This is a genomic window from uncultured Bacteroides sp., assembly GCF_902491285.1.
Lineage (GTDB): Bacteria > Bacteroidota > Bacteroidia > Bacteroidales > Bacteroidaceae > Bacteroides.
Genome location: NZ_CABUHK010000034.1, coordinates 19,107 through 41,112, shown reverse-complemented (window position 1 = coordinate 41,112; position 22,006 = coordinate 19,107). Strand labels below are relative to the sequence as shown.

13 protein-coding genes are annotated in these 22,006 nt (G+C 40.5%); 10 read left to right on the top strand and 3 right to left on the bottom strand.

Annotated features, from left to right (window positions below; translation table 11 throughout):
- Nucleotides 1-208: 208 nt before the first annotated feature.
- Entirely contained in the window at nt 209-1,417 is a 1,209-nt protein-coding gene (locus RDN93_RS10685; RefSeq protein ID WP_308745510.1) for an ROK family transcriptional regulator, read from the bottom strand.
- 239 nt (nt 1,418-1,656) lie between these two features.
- On the opposite strand from RDN93_RS10685, the gene RDN93_RS10680 reads away from it, so the two are divergent.
- The 10 genes from RDN93_RS10680 to RDN93_RS10635 all read left to right on the top strand — a co-directional run bounded on the left by RDN93_RS10680 (nt 1,657) and on the right by RDN93_RS10635 (nt 16,533).
- On the top strand, nt 1,657-2,103 hold the full coding sequence (locus RDN93_RS10680) for a YhcH/YjgK/YiaL family protein (protein ID WP_308745509.1): 447 nt from the start codon (nt 1,657-1,659) through the stop codon (nt 2,101-2,103).
- A 214-nt stretch (nt 2,104-2,317) separates the two neighbouring features.
- The gene (locus RDN93_RS10675) at nt 2,318-3,559 is read left to right on the top strand and encodes an MFS transporter (protein WP_308745508.1); all 1,242 of its coding nucleotides are present in this window, start codon (nt 2,318-2,320) and stop codon (nt 3,557-3,559) included.
- Nucleotides 3,560-3,590: 31 nt separating this feature from the next.
- Nucleotides 3,591-4,508, top strand: coding sequence for a dihydrodipicolinate synthase family protein (locus RDN93_RS10670; protein ID WP_308745520.1), 918 nt, complete (start codon nt 3,591-3,593; stop codon nt 4,506-4,508).
- 11 nt (nt 4,509-4,519) lie between these two features.
- Nucleotides 4,520-5,695, top strand: a complete 1,176-nt coding sequence (locus tag RDN93_RS10665) for an AGE family epimerase/isomerase (RefSeq protein WP_308745507.1) — start codon at nt 4,520-4,522, stop codon at nt 5,693-5,695.
- A 36-nt stretch (nt 5,696-5,731) separates the two neighbouring features.
- Entirely contained in the window at nt 5,732-6,895 is a 1,164-nt protein-coding gene (locus RDN93_RS10660) for a sialidase family protein (RefSeq protein ID WP_308745506.1), read from the top strand.
- 11 nt (nt 6,896-6,906) lie between these two features.
- Nucleotides 6,907-8,178, top strand: a complete 1,272-nt coding sequence (locus tag RDN93_RS10655; protein ID WP_308745505.1) for a sialidase family protein — start codon at nt 6,907-6,909, stop codon at nt 8,176-8,178.
- 10 nt (nt 8,179-8,188) lie between these two features.
- Nucleotides 8,189-11,455 carry a TonB-dependent receptor gene (locus RDN93_RS10650; RefSeq protein ID WP_308745504.1) on the top strand — a complete coding sequence of 1,089 codons (3,267 nt, stop codon included), beginning with the start codon at nt 8,189-8,191 and terminating at the stop codon, nt 11,453-11,455.
- A 22-nt stretch (nt 11,456-11,477) separates the two neighbouring features.
- Nucleotides 11,478-13,028: a RagB/SusD family nutrient uptake outer membrane protein gene (locus tag RDN93_RS10645; protein ID WP_308745503.1), complete on the top strand. Its 1,551-nt coding sequence runs from the start codon at nt 11,478-11,480 to the stop codon at nt 13,026-13,028.
- 48 nt (nt 13,029-13,076) lie between these two features.
- Nucleotides 13,077-15,176, top strand: coding sequence for a fimbrillin family protein (locus tag RDN93_RS10640; RefSeq protein ID WP_308745502.1), 2,100 nt, complete (start codon nt 13,077-13,079; stop codon nt 15,174-15,176).
- Between the two features lie 109 nt (nt 15,177-15,285).
- Nucleotides 15,286-16,533, top strand: a complete 1,248-nt coding sequence (locus RDN93_RS10635; RefSeq protein ID WP_374047397.1) for an alpha/beta hydrolase family protein — start codon at nt 15,286-15,288, stop codon at nt 16,531-16,533.
- Between the two features lie 548 nt (nt 16,534-17,081).
- Here RDN93_RS10635 and nanU read toward each other — a convergent pair.
- Together nanU and RDN93_RS10625 are read right to left on the bottom strand one after the other, a co-directional pair.
- Nucleotides 17,082-18,599 carry a SusD family outer membrane lipoprotein NanU gene (gene nanU / locus RDN93_RS10630; RefSeq protein ID WP_308745501.1) on the bottom strand — a complete coding sequence of 506 codons (1,518 nt, stop codon included), beginning with the start codon at nt 18,597-18,599 and terminating at the stop codon, nt 17,082-17,084.
- Between the two features lie 22 nt (nt 18,600-18,621).
- On the bottom strand, nt 18,622-21,897 hold the full coding sequence (locus tag RDN93_RS10625; RefSeq protein ID WP_308745500.1) for a TonB-dependent receptor: 3,276 nt from the start codon (nt 21,895-21,897) through the stop codon (nt 18,622-18,624).
- Nucleotides 21,898-22,006 lie beyond the last annotated feature (109 nt).

The following is a 22,006-nucleotide window of genomic DNA, read 5'->3' as shown; positions in this document are numbered from 1 at the left end:
AACGCTGATTATTAAGTTAATAATCAGCGTTTTATTTTTTACAGAATTCTTTTAGTATGACTAGGAATGTCTCTTTGTTTGGATTTTATGTGAAATATAAAAATACATCTATGTTAAGTCGTATTATTGTTTTAGTTGTTGCCGGGGTTGCCGTAGTCTACATTGTTCGTTTTATAGATAACTTTCTCTCCCGGCGCTGAAGATAGAGTCAACTCTCGAACATTCTGCTGCGTGCCAACATGCAAGCCCCTACAATACCAGCTTTGTCCTTCAACTTGGAAGTCATGATGGCTGAATCTTTATTGACCAAATTTAGAGAATACTTGCGCACTGCTGTTTTGATGGGTTGGGTGATATAATCACTGGTTAATGACAGAGTTCCGCCTATGATAACCAGTTCGGGATTAAAGATATTTATTAATCCTGCGATCTGTTTCCCAAGTTTCTGTCCAATCTCTTCTACTATCTCAATGCAGAGTAAGTCCTCTTTATTCACGGCAGCGATAATTTCATCAAGAGTTAATGCATTATTTTTTGATAAAATTCTGTTTGATAAAATAGAACTCTCTCCGTTTTGAATACGTTCGATTAATATTCGATGAAGGGCAGAACCGGACGCTTCGGTTTCCAGGCATCCTTTTTTTCCGCAATGGCAAATTATTTCGTTGTCGAAGACATTTGTATGTCCAAATTCTCCGGAAAAGCCTGATTTTCCGGTATATATTTTCCCATCAATAATAATGCCGATACCTAACCCCCAACTAACATTTACAAAGATAATATCTTTTTCTCCTTTTACGCATCCCTTCATGTATTCTCCATAGGTCATAGCGCGTGTATCATTATCTATTGTTACCCGAAATCCAATTTTTTCAGTTAGCACCTCTGCTAAGGGTCTTTCTTCAAAATTAAATAGACTGAAACTATACCCGGATTCAGGATTTACCCTACCGGAAACATTTATATTGATATTTAATATTTTATCATTGTCAACATCTGCATTCTTTATAAATTGGAGAATAAGCCTGCATAGCTCATCAAGTGCTTCTGAAGTGTTTTCTGATTTAAAGGGGATATTCATTTTTAATTCTACCATATCACCTTTGAAATTGATTAAACCTATATTAATCGCAAATTTCTTGATGTCTACCCCAATGAAGTATCCGGATTCGGGGTTAAGCCCGTATAAGCTGGGATAACGTCCACCACTTGTCTCCAGTTTGCCATAATCATTAATATAGCCTTCTTCACACATTTCGCTAATGAATTTTGTGACAGTTGGGACGCTAAGATCTAGTTCTTTTGCTAAATCTGTAATAGTAGAACTACCACTATATATATAATGCGTAATAATCTTCTTCTTGAGAAGAGCGTTTTTGGTTCCTGCTTCTATTTCTTTCAGTAAATGTTGTTTCATCTTAGTTCTTCTTTATTCTTTTCCACAAAGATAATAAATTTATTTATTAATAGGTGTTTGATGAATTTGAATTTGTTGTAATGCCCGTTTCTGTATTCTTCTTTGGCACAAATGACTAATGCAAAATATCAGGTTTTGCAAATTGATATAATAAATAATTTTATTAATATAAACGTGTATATTAAATATTAGTCCTATATTTGTGCAGATATTGTTTAACTATAAATAAAAGGAGAAATATGATTGTATCTAATCTGCAAAATAGTCAGCGCATTGAAGGGCTCCACCCTATGTTTGGACGTTTATTTGACTATGTGAAAACGCATGATTTACTTCACGCGGAATTGGGGCGTATTGAGATTGATGGTGAGCGTCTATTTATTAATAATGTAAATCCGGAGTGTGTAGCTCCTGATAAGCAGGTTTTAGAGTTGCATCACGATTACATTGATGTGCATATTCTGTTAGAGGGCGCAGAAACGATTGGCTGGAAAGCTTTAGAGGATTTGGAAAATGAGGTTAAGGCATATTCTAAAGAGGAAGAATGTGCTTTATATTCGGATCGTCCTACTACTTATGTTAATCTGCTACCGGGACAATTTGTGATTGTATATCCGGAGGATCCTCATGCACCGGTTATCGGTCATGGTAAAATTCGTAAATTAATAGCTAAAGTAAAGCTTTGATTTACTATTGGTTTGCTTTTCGATGCAAAAAAAAGGTGGCGTTATTTATTGTAGTAGCGCTGCCTTTTTTAGTCGTATAGACTATTGTTGTGTATTGCTTATTAATTAATCACCGTGATATAATAAAATATTTAATTAAATATTTGGATAATAATAAAAATATCTATATGTTTGCAATGATTTAATACGAGTGAAACATAAAAATTTACTTTATATGAAAAACAAGAATATTTATCCCTGGGTGGTAGTTGGTTTATTGTGGATAGTGGCGCTTCTTAATTATATGGATCGCCAGATGCTTTCTACTATGCAAGAAGCTATGAAAGTTGATATTGTGGAGTTGAATAAAGCAGAGGCTTTTGGAGCTTTGATGGCTATTTTTTTGTGGATATATGGTTTTATGAGTCCCGTTGCCGGAATAATAGCAGATAGGGTAAATCGTAAATGGTTGGTGGTTGGCAGTCTTTTTGTTTGGTCTGCTGTTACTTTCTTGATGGGGTATGCTCAAGATTTTCACGAACTTTATTGGTTACGTGCTATAATGGGAATCAGTGAAGCGTTGTATATTCCGTCGGCTTTGTCGTTGATTGCTGACTGGCATGAGGGGAAATCACGTTCTTTAGCGGTAGGAGTACATATGACGGGATTGTATGTAGGCCAGGCTATCGGTGGTTTTGGGGCTACGGCTGCTGCAGTTTTTTCATGGCAGAGCACTTTTCATTGGTTTGGTATTGTTGGTATTGCCTATTCTTTGGTACTTATATTATTTTTGAAAGAAAATCCTATTCATAATATTGCTGTTAAGGAAATAGACAATACTCCTAAAGAGAAGAAACCTTCTGTCATAAGTGGGCTTTCCTTGCTGTTTACTAACTGGGCATTTTGGATAATTCTTATCTATTTTGCTGCTCCCAGCCTTCCGGGATGGGCTACAAAGAATAGGCTTCCGACGTTATTTGCAGATAGTCTGAATATTCCTATGGCTGAGGCGGGTCCGATCTCTACCATAACAATTGCAGTATCGTCTTTTATCGGTGTTATTCTAGGTGGAATATTGTCCGACCGTTGGGTGCAAAAAAATATTCGTGGACGTATTTATACAGGAGCTATTGGTTTGGGAATGACCATACCGGCGTTGCTTTTGCTTGGTTTTGGTCATAGCTTTATCAGTGTGATTGGTGCGGGACTGCTCTTTGGTATTGGTTTTGGAATATTTGATGCAAATAATATGCCTATTTTGTGTCAGTTCGTATCGGCAAAACATCGTGCAACCGCTTATGGCATAATGAATATGACCGGAGTATTTGCCGGAGCTGCCGTGACCGAGGTTCTTGGCAAATGGACAGATGGTGGAAGCTTGGGACAAGGATTTGCAATGTTAAGCATTGTAGTAGCTGTGGCATTGGTACTTCAAATCTATTTCTTAAGGCCGAAGACAGATAATATGGTAGATTGAGAATAATACTAACTTTATAAAAAATAAAATGATGGAACGAATTAAAGGACTTATTGATGCACCGTTTACTCCTTTTTATGAAAATGGTGAAATAAATTTAGAACCAATTGAAGCATACGCTAAAATGCTGGTAAAGAATGGGCTGCAAGGAGTTTTTATCAATGGCTCTTCCGGTGAAGGCTATATGCTGACAGAAGAAGAACGTATGCAACTGGCTGAACGTTGGGTTTCTGTTGCTCCTGACGGTTTTAAAGTGATTGTACATGTTGGCAGTTGCTGTGTGAAAGCGAGCCGTATGCTGGCCGAACATGCACAAAAGATCGGCGCATGGGGTATTGGTGCTATGGCTCCACCCTTTCCGAAGATTGGACGTATTGAAGAATTAGTTAAGTACATCGAAGAGATTGCATCCGGTGCACCCGAACTACCTTTCTATTATTATCATATTCCGGCATTTAATGGCGCTTTTTTACCGATGGTTAAATTGTTGGAAGCAGTAGATGGGCGTATTTCTAATTTTGCAGGTATCAAATATACTTTTGAAAGTATGTATGAGTACAATCAGTGTCGTTTATATAAGAATGGTAAGTTCGATATGCTGCATGGTCAGGATGAAACGATTCTTCCTTGTCTGGCTATGGGCGGTGCTCAAGGTGGCATTGGGGGAACTACCAATTATAACGGAAAAGAGTTAGTCGGTATTATCGATGCATGGAAAGCGGGTGATTTGGAAACAGCTCGCGAACGGCAGAATTTCTCACAAGAAGTGATTAATGTTATCTGTCATTTCCGTGGAAATATAGTCGGCGGAAAACGCATTATGAAATTGATAGGTCTTGATTTAGGTAAGAACCGTACTCCGTTTCAGAATATGACAGATGCAGAAGAGGCGCAGATGAAAGCAGAATTGGAAGCAATCCATTTCTTCGAACGTTGTAATAAATTCTAATAGTACGAGACATGAACGAAACAGAATATATAAATCAATGGGCTGCATCCTATAAGGATGACATAATGAACAACATTATGCCGTTTTGGATGAAGTATGGCTTGGACCGTAAACATGGCGGTGTCTATACTTGCGTCAATCGCGATGGTAATATAATAGATACCACAAAGTCTGTGTGGTTTCAGGGACGTTTTGGTTTCATAGCAGCATTTGCATATAATAATATAGAGAAAAATCCCGAATGGCTTTCCGCTTCGAAAAGTTGTATTGACTTTATTGAGTCCCATTGCTTTGATACGGACGGACATATGTTTTTTGAAGTGACGGAAGAAGGTACTCCCTTGCGTAAACGTCGTTATGTGTTCTCCGAAGGGTTTGCTGCTATTGCAATGGCAGAATATGCTTTGGCAACTGGTGATAAAAAATATGCAGAGAGAGCTTTGGAGATTTTCAAGAGCATACAGCATTTTCTTGAAACTCCCGGTTTGTTGGAACCGAAATATCTGCCTGCATTGGAAGCACGGGGGCATTCAATAACGATGATCTTGATCAATACAGCTTCTCGAATTCGTATGGTTGTTGACGACCCGGTGCTGACAGAGCAAATAGACCGTTCAATTGCAGCATTACGTCAATACTTCATCCATCCTGAATTCAAAGCTTTGCTTGAGATGGTAGGACCCAATGGTGAGTTTATTGATACTTGTAACGGACGTCTCATAAATCCGGGACATTGTATTGAAACGGCCTGGTTCATCATGGAAGAAGCTAAATATCGCAACTGGGATAAAGATTTACTCCAATTGGCTCTTCAAATTCTCGATTGGTCCTGGGAATGGGGATGGGACAAGGAGTTCGGTGGAATCATCAACTTCCGTGACTGCCGTAATCTTCCGGTTCAAGATTATTCTCAGGATATGAAATTCTGGTGGCCGCAAACAGAAGCTATTATTGCTACTTTATATGCGTATCAGGCTACCGGAGATGAGAAATATCTTCAGATGCATAAGCAGATCAGTGATTGGACGTACGCTCACTTTCCCGATAAGGAGTACGGAGAGTGGTATGGTTATCTTCACCGTGACGGTACCGTAGCCCAACCTGCCAAAGGGAATCTCTTTAAAGGTCCTTTCCATATACCTCGTATGATGATTCGCAGTTATATGCTTTGTAAGGAACTTCTTTGAAGTATTATGTAGCTTTTAAAGATTAAATCTAAAACTATGTGTATATCGAAAAGCATACTATTAGCAGGACTTATGCTTCTCTTTTCTTATATGAAAGGAGAAGCGCAGTCAAATACTAAAAACACTTTTTCTGAGTTTCCTAAATACACCGTGTTTTCTGCAGGGGATGATAATGTGAATAGTTATCGTATTCCTTCATTATTGACAGCTAAAGATGGTTCTTTGCTTGTGTTTTGTGAAGCGCGTAGAGAAAGTTGGCAAGATAAAAGTCGTACAGATATAGTAGTGAAGCGTAGCACAGATAATGGTCAGACATGGTCGGTCATGCAAGATTTAACAAAAGGAACTACCGGGGCTTATATGGATCCAACCCCTATTTTAGATTCAAGCACTGGCAAGGTTTTTCTTTTTACGACTTTCTGGCCGACAGATGACCATTCAGGAGCTAATAATCGTGCCATTCTTATTACTTCGGATGATAATGGTCAGTCTTGGTCTGCTCCAGCTGATGTTACTGCATCTTTGATACCTGATGGACGCTATATATATGGTTTTGGTCCGGGAGCAGGATTACAGATGGTAGGTGAGAAGTACAGTGGACGTTTAATTTTGCCGGCCCGTATTTCTGATACAGAAAGAAAAATAGCACATGATGTTGCTATTTTCTCAGACAATCATGGTGAAACGTGGACAGTAGGAGGGAATGGAGATACAGATAATGAGTTTCAGATTGCAGAATCTCCTAATGGAGTTTTAGTGTATAATGCTCGGGTATCAGGTGCACGTATGGTAGCATATAGCAAAGACGGAGGCATGACTTGGAGTAAAGCAGTGAAAGATCCGACTCTGCCTGGCGTGTCTAAAGGCTGCCAAGCTAGTGTGCTAGGGAAAGGTGCACATCTTTATTTCTCTGGAATAAAGGGAATTCCGGAAACTCCAGAATATGACGAAAGAGCTGGGTTGACTTTATATAAAAGTTGTAATGGCGGAAAAACTTGGAATGATAGTCTGCTTTTGTATGACAAAGCTTCCGGATATAGCTGTATGGCTTTGTTACCGGACGAACGAATGGCTATAATCTTTGAAACAGCAGATACACAATCGTTTACTCGTAAATCGTTACCTAATATAAAACCTCTTAAACGACCGGCTGACTGGCTAAAGCTAGATTTAATTTTAGTGCCTATTATTAATCTTTAATTTTTTTATTTATGAAATATTTATTTAATGCTTTAATTCTAAATATCGGATTATGCCTTCTTTATGCCTGTTCGGATGATAACGTTAATGATTTCAGTCCGGTACCTTATCCGGATGAGGTTGTGGATCCAAATCCTGACCCTGAGCCTGGTTCAGAACCGGTATGGGAGGTAGCTTCTCCAACAATTACTGTATTCAATTCGAAAGCAAGTAATGACATTTCATATCGTGTTCCTGCTATCGCGGTTACAAAGAAAGGTAGCATACTTGTTTTTTGTGAAGCTCGTTATGGAACTTGGCAAGACAAAGCGGGGCGGACGGATATTCTGATGAAACGTAGTACTGATAAGGGGGTAACATGGACTGAAAAGAACTTAACCAGTCAAACTACTTCATCAAAGTTGTCATATATGGATCCGACTGTTGTTGTCGACCAAGTTACAGGGAAAATCTTTTTGTTTACCTCTTTATGGGATGCCGTAGGTAAAGAGTCGGGCAAGCAAGGTTATAACAATAGAGCTATAATGTATACTTCGGAAGATGATGGATTAAATTGGACAAGAAAAGATCTTACAGACGAAGTGACAATTGGAATTTTTAGTGGTGCGACAAGAATGATTGGTAGCTTTGGTCCTGGTTCAGGAGTACAAATGACATCAAGTGAACAATATAAGAACCGTCTGATTGTTCCTATACGTACTTTTAAGGTGAATGAAGCTGCTGGCACCGTTTCAAATGGCGGAAATACAGCTATGTGGTCAGATGATAACGGAGTGACGTGGGAAACCGGGCAACCTAATAAGTCCGGTGAATGGACAGTAACGGAAGCGCCTGACGGTGCATTGATTGGCAATATCCGTTATAACGGATACCGTCAGAACTATGTAAGTACAGATGGTGGAGCCAAATGGCCTTCTTTTTCAGATTATGCTCCGACAGCACTACCTACTCCAGCCAAAGGCTGTGCAGGAAGTGTTATAGTAAAGGGTGAATGGTTGTATTACTGTGGTTCGAAAGGGATTGCTGAGACAGTAGCTCATGACGATCGTGGTATATTATATTTGGCTAAAGCTAAATTCTTTGGAGGTCATTCGCATACATTCGACCCGGCAGACCAAATGGTGCTTTATGACAAAGCTGCAGGATATACATGTATGGCTCTTTTGCCTGATGGTGACATGGCTGTTGTTGCCGAACTCGGTGATGAGCCGGGATTCCCAAAACTATCAACTCGTCCGGCTGGATGGATGAGACTGGAACTGTTTATATTATCTACTAAATAACTTCTTTAATATGAGAAAAATACATTTAAAGTACTACCGTGAAGTAATTTTCATGGTAGTGGCCATGCTTTGTTCCATTGTCAGCATATATGCACAAGTTGGGCAAATGGTAAGTGGTGTTGTGAAAGATGTTGCAGGAGAGCCCTTGATTGGTGTCTCTGTATTGGAAGTGGGCACATCAAATGGTGCTATTACAGATTTGGATGGAAAATATACGTTAACATTAACGAAGAACAAATCGGTTCTTGTTTTTTCATACATAGGTTATGTTCAACAGAATGTTTCGGTGGATGGACGCAAGAATATTATGGTAGTGATGAAAGATGATGCCATAGGTTTGCAGGAAGTTATTGTCACAGGTTATGGTAAAACCGTTACTAAAGATAAACTGACGGCAGCTATATCCAAAGTATCTTCTGAAGTTTTGGAGAAAGGTGTGCGTTCCAATCCATTGACAGCTTTGGCTGGTACGGTTACTGGTGTACGTGTTACACAAACTTCCGGTCAGCCAGGAGCAGGTCCTTCTATCCAGGTACGTGCAGGTGCTTCTTTGAACGGTTCAGGTAGTCCGTTGTATATTATCGACGGTGTGCAGAAAGATGATATGAATGATATCAACAGCAACGATATTGAGTCTATTGAAGTCTTGAAAGATGCTGCTGCGACAGCATTATATGGTGCACGTGCCAACAATGGTGTAGTATTGGTGACTACCAAGAGCGGTCATGTGGGAAAAACAACAGTAACTTTGAACGTAAATATCGGTAAAGGTTTTGCCCGCGACAACTATGATTTTATGAATGCCCGTGATTATCTCTATTGGGAGCGTATGGCGGCAAAGCGTAGTGGAGACGATATGAATTTGGTGAATGGATGGGGTACAGGAAATGACATTACTGCCGATGGAAATAAAAGCAGCAACGGTATCTATAGTACATCTATTCTGACGGATAAAAATAAGTATCTCCTGGACTACGGTTGGCAGTCGATGAAAGATCCTGCCTCAGACAATTATCTATTGTTCAAGGAAACTGATTTTATGAAGTTGAACACGCAGGATGCCTGGACGCAGGATTATAATGTTTCGTTCTCCGGTGGAAACGATAAAGGTAAGTATTATTCAAGTATCGGATATTATGATGAAACGGGTTTTCCGTTGGAGTCGGGATACCAGCGTTTGTCTTTTAACTTAAATGGTGAATATAAAATTAAAAGTTGGTTGAAAGCTTCCGGTTTCGTAAACTTTTCACGTTCGGAAACCAACCCTAACTACATGAGTGACGCTAATTTCTGGAGCGTAGTGGCTGCGGCCCCGCCTACTTTCAAAGGGGCTAATCTGGATGGAACAGTTATTACACTACTCAATAATACCCAGAATGCCAACTGGAATGAGATGAAGAACTACTATTATCGTAGAAATACAGCTTATAAGACCACATTGGGAACTTCTTTTCAAGTGGATTTGATGAAAGGACTTAGTCTGAAACTGAGTGGTATGTGGTATCTTTGGATGAAAGAAACAGAATCTTTTGATAAAGAATTGCCTACTGCTCCCGGCAAGCTGAATTCTAACCGCAAAGCTTCTGCTACTTATGCGCGCAAACTGGATCAGACTTACAACGCCATTCTTAATTACAATGCCTCATTCGGTGACCATAACGTCAGTGCAGTCGGAGGTTTTGAAATTATAGACAAATATAACTACGGACTCTCGGCATCAGGCCAGGGAGCTACTTCCGATGATTTTATCGGGTTGCAGTTTACTGCCCCGTTGGATGCTAATGGGAAATCTACCCGTAACATGTCTACCACTCACACACAGGAGCGTATCATGTCCGGTTTTGTAAATGCGACCTATGACTATAAAAGCAGGTATCTTTTCTCTTTTTCCGGACGTTACGACGGTTATTCCAAGCTGGTAGACAACCGTTGGGGATTTTTCCCTGGTGTCAGTGCCGCATGGAATGTGTATCGTGAAGAATTCATGGAGAAATATCTGGATATATTTTCCAACATAAAGGTTCGTATGGGATACGGGCAGAATGGTAACGTGAACGGTATTGGGTTGTACGAACTACAAGGCAGTTATGGAAATGCCGGTAACTACAACGGTATCTACGGTCTGTTGATTAACGATATTGCTTATCCCGGATTGCGTTGGGAGAAGACGACTTCTTTTGATACTGCGATAGAATTAGGATTGTTTAATAAGGTAGACTTGGCCGTAGGTTACTTCAACAAAAAGACTACCGACTTGATTGCTAATGTACCTTTAGCTTCCTCATCCGGTGTAGGCTCGATGACGACAAATAACGGCGCTGTGCGTAGTCAGGGTATGGAGCTTGAAGTCAATTACCGCATTTTTGATCGTAAGGACTTTAAATGGAATGTAGGTGCCAACATCACTTTTGTGAAATCCAAAATTCTGCAATTGCCCGATAACGGTAATGAGAACAACCGCCAGGGCGGAACGGAAGTTTACAAAGGCAAAGGTAGTAATGAAACCGTATGGAAGGGGGGAATGCAGGAAGGACAGTCTTATGGTGATATCTACGGATTTAAGATGATGCACGTTGTACGTGACGAAGCCGATTTGGCAAATTATGCTTATTACGTAGACAAGATTCCTTCTAAACCGGTCTATGGTCCGGCGGCTTATGCGCAGTTGACAGTTGAACAGCAGAAAAATGCACAGCAGTTAGCTCCAGGGGATGCAGTATGGTACGATGTGAATGGTGATGGAATTATTGATACGTACGATCAGGTGAAGCTTGGCAATGAGATTCCAAAGTGGATGGGTGGTTTCAATACGTCCGTTACATGGAAAGGTCTGACATTATTTGCACGGTTCGACTATGCGTTGGGGTACAAGAAGTGGAATAGCGGTTATCAATATTTCATGGGTATCACTTCCGGTCACTTCAATGTTCCGGATTTGGCTAAAAAGACATGGACGGAAGATAATCCGGGTGCAGAACTTCCGGTATTGATGACTAACGACACTAACTTTAAAAAGAACTATACCCGCAATACTTCATTGTTCTGGGAAGATGCTTCTTACCTGTGTGCCCGTGAGATTTCCTTGAGCTACGATTTACCTTCGCAGTGGACTAAAAAAGCCCTCATGGATAAAGTGACGGTGACGCTTACCGGACAGAATTTGTTCTACATAACGGACAATCGTCTCTATACTCCTGAATATGGGACCACCAGTAGCAACAAGGGCGGATATGCTTTGCCTAAGACAGTTCTGATGGGATTAAAGGTTGTGTTCTAAAATCATAAAGAAAGATAGCATTATGAAAAAAATAAAATATACATTATTAGTGTTGTTGATAGGAGCCATGCAGTCTTGCGATTATTTGGACTTGAGTCCGGTAGACTCCTACGGTATCAGTAATTACTGGAGTACCAAAGATCAGGCGGAACGTTTTGTGCGTGGTTTGCATTATCGTGTTCGCGAACGTCAGGAAGTGTTGTTCAAAATGGGTGAACTTAGAGGTGGAACCTTTTACGGCTCAAACTCTTCCTTGTTCAATCAGACTATTAGCGATGTGCCGGCTGTGACAAACAACCTCACCGAAGCTAATTCTGTAATAAGTAACTGGGGTAACTTCTATATGGACATCATGCAGATTAACCATGCCATCCAGTCCGTACCCGGCAGTTCTGCCTTGAATGAAACAGAAAAGAACTATTATATGGGTGTGTTGCACGGATTGAGAAGTTTTTATTACTTTCATCTGTTCCGTACCTATGGCGGAGTTCCTCTAGTTGAAACCGCACGTGTGATGGACGGTAGTTTTACCCCTTCCGACTTGAATCAGCCGCGGGCTACGGAAGAAGAAGTCTACAATTTCCTTGTAAAAGACATCAAGGCATCAGAAGATTATTTTGCAGATGATGCATTTACCATCAATTCTACAGACAAGAGTTCTTATTGGAGCAAGGCAGCAACAAAGATGTTGAGAGCTGAAATCCTGTTGTGGGGATGTAAGGTAAAACCCATTGGCGGTGGAAGCGTCTACTCGAAAAATATACCGGCCGACTTGGCGGCAGCAAAGCAAGCGTTGCAGGATATTATAGATTGCGGCAAATACGACTTTGCTTCCAAGACCAGCTTTGAAGAGGTTTTTGACGTAAAGAAGAAAGATAATAAAGAAATGATATTCGTAATTCGCTACATGCTGAATGAGAAAGAGAATTTCTTTAGCAAATTCATGTATCCTACGAATACCAATCTGGTAGGTTTCGAGAATGCAGATGGTGTAGAGTACAAAGGTAATAATGTGAATCCTTTGAAACTGAATGGTACGGCATCCAACTATCAGTATACAAAAGAATTCTTTGATACATTCAGTGAAAGCGATATTCGTCGTAGCGCCACTTTCTTTGATGTATATAAGGTAGACGGCGGAGCGGCAGCCATACTCTTGAATAAATATAAAGGAGAACTGGACAATGATATACGTAAGTTTACGAATGACTGGCCAGTCTATCGCTATGCGGATTTGCAGTTGATGCTAGCTGAAATCGTGGCATTGCAGGGAGGTGATCCTGCTGCATACATCAATAGTGTCCGTGAACGTGCATACGGTTCCGCATATGCCGCCAATAAATACCCCCGTGGTAGTGAGACAGCAGAAGAAGCGATTCTGGAAGAACGCTCCAAAGAGTTTGTTGGTGAAGGTAAGCGTTGGTATGACATCCGCCGTATGAAGGATGGAGAATTGGCTAAAGCTCTTCAGATTAGCGTTACGGGCGACCTTGTCGAGAAACATCTGTTATGGCCTGTCGATGCTACGGTAATGTCGAAGGACCCATTGGTACAGCAGACGCCGGGTTATTAGTCTGCCTGTCAGATTCATATCATTCATTAAAATTTAAATCATACAAAGATGAAAAAACAATCTATATTTTCAGTCTTAGGACTCTGTGCAGTGTTACTTGCTACTGCATGCAGTGACGATGACTATACTCAGACTGATTTTACACGTCCGGCGGGAGGAAATCAGATTTTCTTTAATTGCCAGTCACAGTTGGGTGATAACAAGACGACTTGGGCGGCTGATAGTAAAATAGGCTTCTTCTGCGAGCAGACAAAAACAAACAACCTTGTTGTGGGCGTTGCAGCTCCTTTTGTGGGACAGACCGAGGGGATGTTCTACACACAGGTAGCGTGGGGGAGTGGTGAACATACATTCTATGTTTATTCACCTTATAGTAAAACTAACACTGCGGCAACATCCATAGCGGGGATTTTGAATAGTACGCAATTGCAGTCGGGGACGTCCAATGCTCACTTGGCAAGCACTGCTTTGACATATGCAGCAATAACCACATCAGAAGTGGAAAATGCCGTTCCAGTGACATTTAAGCATGCATTGGGGTATTTGGATGTCGCTTATACTACAGTAGCCAAGTATTCGGGATGGAAAGTGAAGTCGATAGAACTTTCTGCACCAGAGGGAACACCTTTGGTTGGGAATTATAAGTTCAATTTGACCACGGGCTCATTTAGTATTTCTGAAGGTTCTTCCGATGTCTTGTTGAAAATAGATAATGCACCGGAATTGGTCGCAAATAAAGAATTTCATGGATATATTTCAGTAAATCCATTGGCTTTATCTTCAGCAAAATGCCCTGTTAAACTCATATTGGAGAAAACAGGTGTTGAAGATATTGCTTTGACTGGTGAGATTGATTGGATGAATATAATTGCCGGAGAATTTACTACCTTGACTTTGGATTTAGATCAATTGACTAGTGGTTCTGTAGTGGATACCTCTATTGATTTGAGCGAGAACGAAACGGCAAACTGTTACATAGCTGGCAAAGCCGGACAGGAATATCGTTTCAAAGCTACGGTGATGGGAAATGGTGCTACTACTCAGCCTGTTGCTGATTATGACCCGCTATCGGGAACTGCTCCTGGGATTATTCCGAAAACATTAGCACCGGCATCGGCTAATATACTTTGGCAGACTGCGCCAGGATTGATTTATGGAGTCCAACTGAAAAATGGATATATTTACTTTACCTTGAACGGTTCCGAGAATACGTCTTTGGATGCAGGAAACGCTGTTATTGCAGCTTATGCAGCAGATGGCACTACAATTCTTTGGAGTTGGCATATTTGGGTGACGGATGCTGATTTGGATTCCAAAGTGGAAACATATACCATTCATTCGGACTACAATGACTATAATAAGTTGGTCAATCCTGTAATGATGGATAGAAACTTAGGTGCTCTTTCTGACGGATATTGGGCAGTAAATAAAAACAATAAAGCTCAAGGAATGCGTTATCAATGGGGACGTAAAGATCCATTCCCGGAAAGAGATGATGCTGGTGCTGGGTCAGTAACAGTTTTGACGACTTATGACAAGGATGGTAACGCATTTGATGCTATTAAATCACTGACTGTTGCTACTGATAATACTTGGGGATGGATTACTACACCGATAGAAGCTAATGATATTGCCCGATATCCAATGTGCTACATAGCATCTGGTGCAAAAAGTTGGCTCGTAGATGGTGGTAATGATTTGTGGGGAAACGCCAATATTGTGACAGCAACCAGTCCGGTAGTGAATGAGTCTGGTAGTAAGACTATCTATGATCCATGTCCACCGGGATATCGTGTACCTCATGCATATGTTTGGACAGGATTTGTAAATATTGCGGCTGGAGGTAAATATAGTACTGGTGCGGTTACTGTAAATGTTAATGGTACGATGGCTGATTTTATTTCAAATGCCGGAGGTACTTTCACTGTCGGGGCAACTCCTAGTTATGCAACTTCGGGATATGTGAATAATGCTACATTTGTAATAAAGAACCCGGCTAATAGAGGGCAATCTTGGAGTAACAGTCCGGTAACTGCTGCAAATGCTTGTTGTTTGATGTATGATACTGCTAATTTCTTCCCTCTGAGAAGTCAGGCTAGAGCATATGGCTATCCAGTTCGTTGTATGAAAGACAATACCGCAAACTAAATAATAACTTTTCATTTAATAAATCCTTGGCGTGCTTTATCTAAATCATGCCAAGGATTCTTTTCATCATAGGACGATAGGAGTGACCTTTTCATTATATAACATTACAATGAGAAAAAGTATAATAGTTGGTTTATTAATGCTGACAGTTTACAGTAGCATTATTTCCGCCCAAACTATGGAAGTAATAGGACGGGAACATAATATCATTCAATCAGAACGACAGGATGGACGATTCCTGAGTACTTACGGAGTTGTTCACGCAATGCTTTCACATGTGAAACCAGAATGTGCATTTCAGCAAAATATGACTGGGGAAGAATTTTGTGAATGGCAACATAAAGTACGGAAGTCAATGCAGGAGATTATGAACTTTCCCGAAATTAAGGACATACCATCACCTAAACGGCTATACAGTAAGCAACGTGATGGTTACAAACTGGAAAAGTGGGAATTTTATCCTTTGCCCGAATGTGTATCTACTTTTTTAGTGCTGATACCGGATTCTTTACGGCAGTCGGTTCCTGCTGTTTTATGTATTCCCGGTTCTGGTGGTAGTAAAGAAGGATTGGCAGGCGAGCCGGGCGTCTCCTCGAAGCTGAATGATGATTATCAGAATCCCAAGGTAACAATGGCACGAAATTTTGTGAAAGCTGGTTATGTGGCAGTAGCCGTTGATAATCCGGCAGCCGGTGAGTCCTCGGATTTGGAATGTTATGCACGTGGGAGAAATTATAATTACGATTTGGTGTCGCGAATTCTGTTAGAGTTGGGATGGAGTTATCTGGGATATACTTCTTATCTTGATATGCAAGTTCTTCAATGGATGAAAACACAGCCCTATATCCGTAAAGACCGGATTATCGTAAGTGGCTTTTCACTGGGGACAGAACCGTTAATGGTACTGGGAACACTCGATACGTCTATTTATGCTTTTGTTTACAATGATTTTCTGTGTCAAACACAAGAACGTGCATTGGTAATGACCGTGCCTGATAAGGACGGCACACGACCTTTCCCCAACTCTATCCGCCATCTGATACCTGACTTTTGGCACAAGTTCAACTTTCCCGATATTGTTGCTGCTTTGGCTCCCCGTCCTATGATATTGACGGAAGGGGGACTGGATCGTGACTTGAATCTTGTACGTGCTGCATATAAAATTGCCGGACATCCGGAGAATATCGAGATACATCATTATCCTAAATATGCCGATCCGCATAATCGGACGGACTTTGACGCATTGCCGGAAGGACTCGATAGAGATGAGTTTTATAGATTGGTGAACGTAGACGGCTCTAATCATTATTTTAAATCGGAATTAGTTCTTCCTTGGTTAAAGAAGCTTTTAGAATAGATTGTATATTTGTTACTGTCTATTTGGAGTGATAGTCTTTTTATATCCCACGTATGCAGGCTATATATCCCCACATATGTGGGATATAAATTTAGAGCCATTCAAGTTGGGGCATTAAACCATGATAGCTGGGTTTATACGGATTTATTGCAATAAAAAAAGCCGTCTTATGCTTGTGGAACCTTTATTTGGTTGTTTTATATATGATAGATGTCTTATTTTTGTAGCAAAAGTATCATAGATACGTTTTAAATAAATCATTTGTTATATATAATGCATTGATAATGAGAAATATGTAGGATGTGATAGCATGATGGATATTTTATGTACTATTTAGTTCAAATTCGTGTGCAAATGAGTTTATAGAGTACTTCTTTCTACTACAATTGGCAATACAAAAAAGGCAACTAACTCTCAATGAATTAGTCGCCTTACATTTTAGAACTTACTGAATATCTTTCGTTAAAATGATGTGTCAAGAGTCAGTAACCTGTAAGGGAATGGAGATTATTACTGGCTTTTGACACACTTTAGTTTTACAGTTGATATTAATAATCTTTTGTTTGATTCAACGCAGGATTGTCAGTCATTGTATTGCTGTCGATAGGCCAAAGCAGACGTCCTGGTAAATTCTTGTCAGCAGTAGTATATTTGTATACATAGTCATTGCCGAAGCGGCGCAAATCATACCAACGTTTTCCTTCGAACATGAACTCTTTGAATCTTTCTCTGAGTAGAACTTCTTTGATACCGTCGTTGTCTCCTGCAAGGTTGGGATATCCTATCGTTGCATCGTCATATTTATTTCCATAAGCGCGGGCACGGATTAAGTTAATCTCGTTGGTCGGATCTTCAGACAAAAGAGATTTTGCTTCTGCCAGCATTAACAATAAATCCGCGTATCTATATATAGGATAATCGTCAGCCATAAGCCTTTCGGAAGCGCCACTGGGGGTTGTGCCTTGATATTTGTAGGCAAAACAACCTTTGTAATCATGTGGGGCACTGGCTTCATATACAGCTTTCAAAGTTGCTTTTTTCCTAATGTCGTTATTGTCATATTGATTGTAGATATTGATATCCAACGGATAATGGATTGTTCCGTTCATATTCAATCTGAAATTTGCGCCAGTTTCCATATCATAATAAGAATTTAATATGATTTGCTGAGGAACCATGTTGTCGCGCCATTTTCCGCCAAACAAGTTTGTTTCGTTTTGCTTGTTATGAATAGTGAAGATAATCTCATTGTTTCCCTTATGACCATAATCAAAAACCTCACTATAATTACTCAATAAATCAAGTTTGCTACGATCAATTTTAGTCTGAATTTCGGTCAAGGCATTTTTGGCGGTTGTCGCATCTCCTGTTCCCCCATTCATTTGTTGGCTTGCCCACAGGTAAACTTCTGCTTTCAGCATCAAAGTCGCAGCTTTGGACCAAAATGCCCTTCCTTCACGGAAACTGTAGTCTTCTCCGTAACTTTGTTCCGAGAGATTAATGTCATCTTTGATATGTTGCATGATTTCAGTTGCCGGCGAGGCTGCTTTTTCCAGCTTTCCTACTTCAAACCCCATGCTGGGCTGGTCGTTCCATACGACATCTCCCCAAGAGCGGAGCAAGTGGAAGTAATAGAAGGCTCTTAAACCATACATTTGTCCCAAATAATAGTTTTTATCGTTCTGGGTGACAACATCACTGTTTTTAGCTTTCTCAATAAACAGATTTATCTGGTTGATATTTGAATATAGCCCGGCGAAATTACTCAGTCCGGTTCTTTCTTTTGTCAGTAGGTTTGCACTGTATATTTGTGCGTCGTTACTTTCGCCTGACCATCCGTTGTTTTCTATGCTGTAGATGTCGGCTCTTAATTCTCCTAATATAAATAGGTTGAATGTGTTGTCCCGCAGGCGGGAGTGCACTCCGTATACAAACGAGGTGAACTGTCCCTCATTTTGCCACATATTTTCATCCGTGGTACTGCTCACTGGTTCTATATCGAGGCATCCTGTCATAGAGAATAGGGAGGATGCTAAAATTGCTAGTGATAATATTTTATTTTTCATAATCAGAATCTTTTTGATGATATTAGAATGAGATAGATGCGCCTACCAAAACTGTTCTCGGAGTCGGGTAACGTCCTGTGTCAACGCCTGGGTATACTAGTGGCGCTTCTGGTGAACTGCCCGAATAACCTGTGATGTAGAACAGGTTTTGTCCTGTGATGTATAAAGAAGCGTTTGTCATTCTTGCTTTTGCAATCCATTTTGCCGGAATCTTCCAACTTAAAGTTAACTCCCTTAGTGCCAGATAATCACCTTTCTCATATAAGATAGAGTTTCTGTTGTTAACAGATGTAATATCACCGCCTGAAGTAGAGCGATAGAAATTCTTCTTGTTGGAAGAATCGTCATAGTATGATTTTGGAAGAGACGCGTTAGGATTATCTTCTGTCCAGCAGTTCAGACCTTCCTTGATAATATTCTTGAATCCTACGGATTGTCCTAATGAACGCATCTTGACCATGTTCAGAATTGTATGTCCGACAGCAAAGTCAAAACGTCCGTACAATGAGACATTCTTATAAGAAAGTGTAGTAGAGAATCCGCCTGTCCATTTTGGATAGATATTACCTACTTTTACGCGGTCATATTGGGTGATATGATTATCACCGTTGATGTCTCCCCATAATACGTCACCCGGTTCGATAGGTTTGGTCAATTTGTATTTACTCTTGTCGGCATCGCTTACGTTGGGCCCGTACAGACCTGCTACCTCGTCAATATAATTTCCTGCAAGTTGTTTTACCTCATCCCAATTGCTTAGAACTTTTACTTGTTTGTATGCGTAGATATCGCCCATTGTCTGACCTTCCTGATATCCGCCTACCCATATTAGTTCGTCCTCGCCACTCGCAGTTTTACGACCTGAATATATTTGTGAACCACCTCTACGGTTGTTTTCGTTTCCGTTATAAGGGAGTTTTAAGATTTTGTTGTGCACATACGATGCGTTGAATGAGAAATCCCAGTTGAAGCCTTTCGGGTTTGTGATTAAATTTAGGTTAGCTTCTACTTCAAATCCGGAGTTGCGTAATGAACCGTAGTTGGTTTTGAAAGAATCGAACCCTGTATATCCCGGCAAATCAATGTTAGTCAGCAGGTCGGTAGTCGTACGGTTATAATAGTCGAGTACCAGATTGTAGCGGTTGTTCATGAATCCCAAATCTAAACCTAACTCAAAAGATTTACTCTTTTCCCATTTCAGTTGTGAATTGATAACTTTCGTATTTAATATACCTGTTGTACCATTGTAGGCTGTTTGTTTTTCGTATTGTCCGTATACGTCATAGTTGCCGATGCCGTTTACATTACCATTGACACCATAGGAGATACGTGGTTTGATGGTAGAAACGATTTCTGCCAGTTTGCTGTCTTTGTAGAAAGCCTCTTCGTGCAGGTTCCATCCGGCAGAAACTCCGGGGAAGAATCCCCAACGGTTGTCGGACAATTTGGAGATACCGTCATAGCGAAGGACTGCGGTAAACAAATAACGGTGTTCATAATCGTAAGTCGCACGACCGAAGAAGGATGAAATCCGGTATCCTTCACGATAAGAATAAGCAGATGCATTGTCTTTGGATGCAACATTTAAAGTCGGTATGTCATCGAAAGGAGCTCCTTGTCCTGTACCTTTGTATTGCGTATATTTGTATTCAAAATACTCGCCGCCTAACAATGCGGAGAAATTATGTTTTTCTTTGAAAGTGTCCGAGTATTCTAATTGTACACTATGTTGCTGTTGTATTTTGCGTGTATATTCATATCCGGCTTTGCGCTCTGTATTCTTGTTCCAGAAATCACGGTAAGCCTTGTCGAAATATTCGCGTGTATAATCATCGTAGTAGATAGAACTGTTTTCTTTCAGGAACAGTTTGTTCTTGATTAATTCCAGGTCTGCACCGATATTCATAGTAGTACGTCTGGTGTTATTCTGATTCGTCAGTTTGTCCAGCCAATACATCGGGTTACCATCTCTTTTTCCATATCCGTAGTTTGGCGAACCGTCTTCCAGGAAGGGGCGCCAAGTCGGTTCGATACTCTGCATACGTTCGAACAAGTCGGCCATATCATCATAGTACAGTTGCGGTGATTCCGAAGTTGAGAAATTAAGTCCGGCACGAATATTCAGAATAGGGAGCACTTTGTAGTTACCGTTCAGTGTCCCGCTGAACCGGCGGTATTGTGTTCCTTTTACAGTGCCGTCTTCAGAATAATATCCCAGCGATGCGGCAAATGTTCCGTTCTCGTTTCCACCGGTGAAGCTTAAAAAGTGGTCTTGGGTAAATGCGGGATCTTTGTATACTTCGTCTCTGAGAGTAGTTCCATAGTCGTGGAAGGCAATTTCTTTGCCTGAAATGGGATCGGTCATTTTCTTCCATCCTTCATTCAATAACTGTTCGTTTCCTTCCAGATATCTGATATCATACATTCCTGGATTATTTTGGCCATACACGGCACCATAACCTCTGGTGTTGTCGATGTCGCTAAGAGATCTTCCTGAATAATGAGAGCCTAGACGAGCATATTTAATGTATTCTTCGGCATTCATATATTCGTATCCTTTGCGGGCGAAGTTCATACCGCCCTTGAATTTGTAGGATATTTGCGCGGAACCGGCTTTTCCTTTCTTAGTCTGCACCAATATAACACCGCTATTGGCGCGTGCACCGTAAATAGCGGTAGAAGCGGCATCTTTCAGTACTTGGATAGATTCAATATCAGAAGGGTTGATGTCATCCATCGAGCGGATTACCCCATCTACGACTACTAAAGGACTGCTGGAAGATTCAATACCTGCTCCACCACGTAAGACAATGGTTGGCGCACTACCCGGAGAACCGGAAGTATTAATGACCCGTAGTCCACTGACCGAGCCTTGTAATGCCGTTGCTGCATTGGCAACTGCTGCATTCTCTAGCGTTTTGTTATCAAGTTTGGAGATTGAAGTTGTCAATGTAGACCGTTTTTGTTTAACTCCATAACCAACAACTACTACTTCGTCCAATACTTCTGTGTCTTCTTTTAAGATAACATTATAGTGGTTCTCTGCCCCGACTGTAAATGTCTGTGGAGTGTAACCAATATAAGTAACCGTAATTTTCGCACCTTGAGAAACCTTTAAGGTGAATTTCCCATCGAAATCTGTAATTGTACCATTTGTGGTACCTACTTCTACAACACTTGCACCAATGACTGTTTCACCAGCGCCATCCGTTACCGTCCCGGTGATTGACTTTGTTTGTGCCATCATTCCTATGGAACTGAAAAAGCACAAGAACAACAAAAGGATGCTTTTTTTCATAAGTATTACTTTTAAATTAATATATGTGGATTTATAAAGAATGTCTAAGTTCAATTAGAACTTAGTAATATCTTTATTAATATTCTTTTAATTTTATAGATGACTCATC

Bases quoted from the DNA above. Each gene is read 5' to 3' on its own strand.
- RDN93_RS10685 (WP_308745510.1), bottom strand. From the start codon at position 1,417: ATGAAACAACATTTACTGAAAGAAATAGAAGCAGGAACCAAAAACGCT.
- RDN93_RS10680 (WP_308745509.1), top strand. From the start codon at position 1,657: ATGATTGTATCTAATCTGCAAAATAGTCAGCGCATTGAAGGGCTCCAC.
- RDN93_RS10675 (WP_308745508.1), top strand. From the start codon at position 2,318: ATGAAAAACAAGAATATTTATCCCTGGGTGGTAGTTGGTTTATTGTGG.
- RDN93_RS10670 (WP_308745520.1), top strand. From the start codon at position 3,591: ATGGAACGAATTAAAGGACTTATTGATGCACCGTTTACTCCTTTTTAT.
- RDN93_RS10665 (WP_308745507.1), top strand. From the start codon at position 4,520: ATGAACGAAACAGAATATATAAATCAATGGGCTGCATCCTATAAGGAT.
- RDN93_RS10660 (WP_308745506.1), top strand. From the start codon at position 5,732: ATGTGTATATCGAAAAGCATACTATTAGCAGGACTTATGCTTCTCTTT.
- RDN93_RS10655 (WP_308745505.1), top strand. From the start codon at position 6,907: ATGAAATATTTATTTAATGCTTTAATTCTAAATATCGGATTATGCCTT.
- RDN93_RS10650 (WP_308745504.1), top strand. From the start codon at position 8,189: ATGAGAAAAATACATTTAAAGTACTACCGTGAAGTAATTTTCATGGTA.
- RDN93_RS10645 (WP_308745503.1), top strand. From the start codon at position 11,478: ATGAAAAAAATAAAATATACATTATTAGTGTTGTTGATAGGAGCCATG.
- RDN93_RS10640 (WP_308745502.1), top strand. From the start codon at position 13,077: ATGAAAAAACAATCTATATTTTCAGTCTTAGGACTCTGTGCAGTGTTA.
- RDN93_RS10635 (WP_374047397.1), top strand. From the start codon at position 15,286: ATGAGAAAAAGTATAATAGTTGGTTTATTAATGCTGACAGTTTACAGT.
- nanU (WP_308745501.1), bottom strand. From the start codon at position 18,599: ATGAAAAATAAAATATTATCACTAGCAATTTTAGCATCCTCCCTATTC.
- RDN93_RS10625 (WP_308745500.1), bottom strand. From the start codon at position 21,897: ATGAAAAAAAGCATCCTTTTGTTGTTCTTGTGCTTTTTCAGTTCCATA.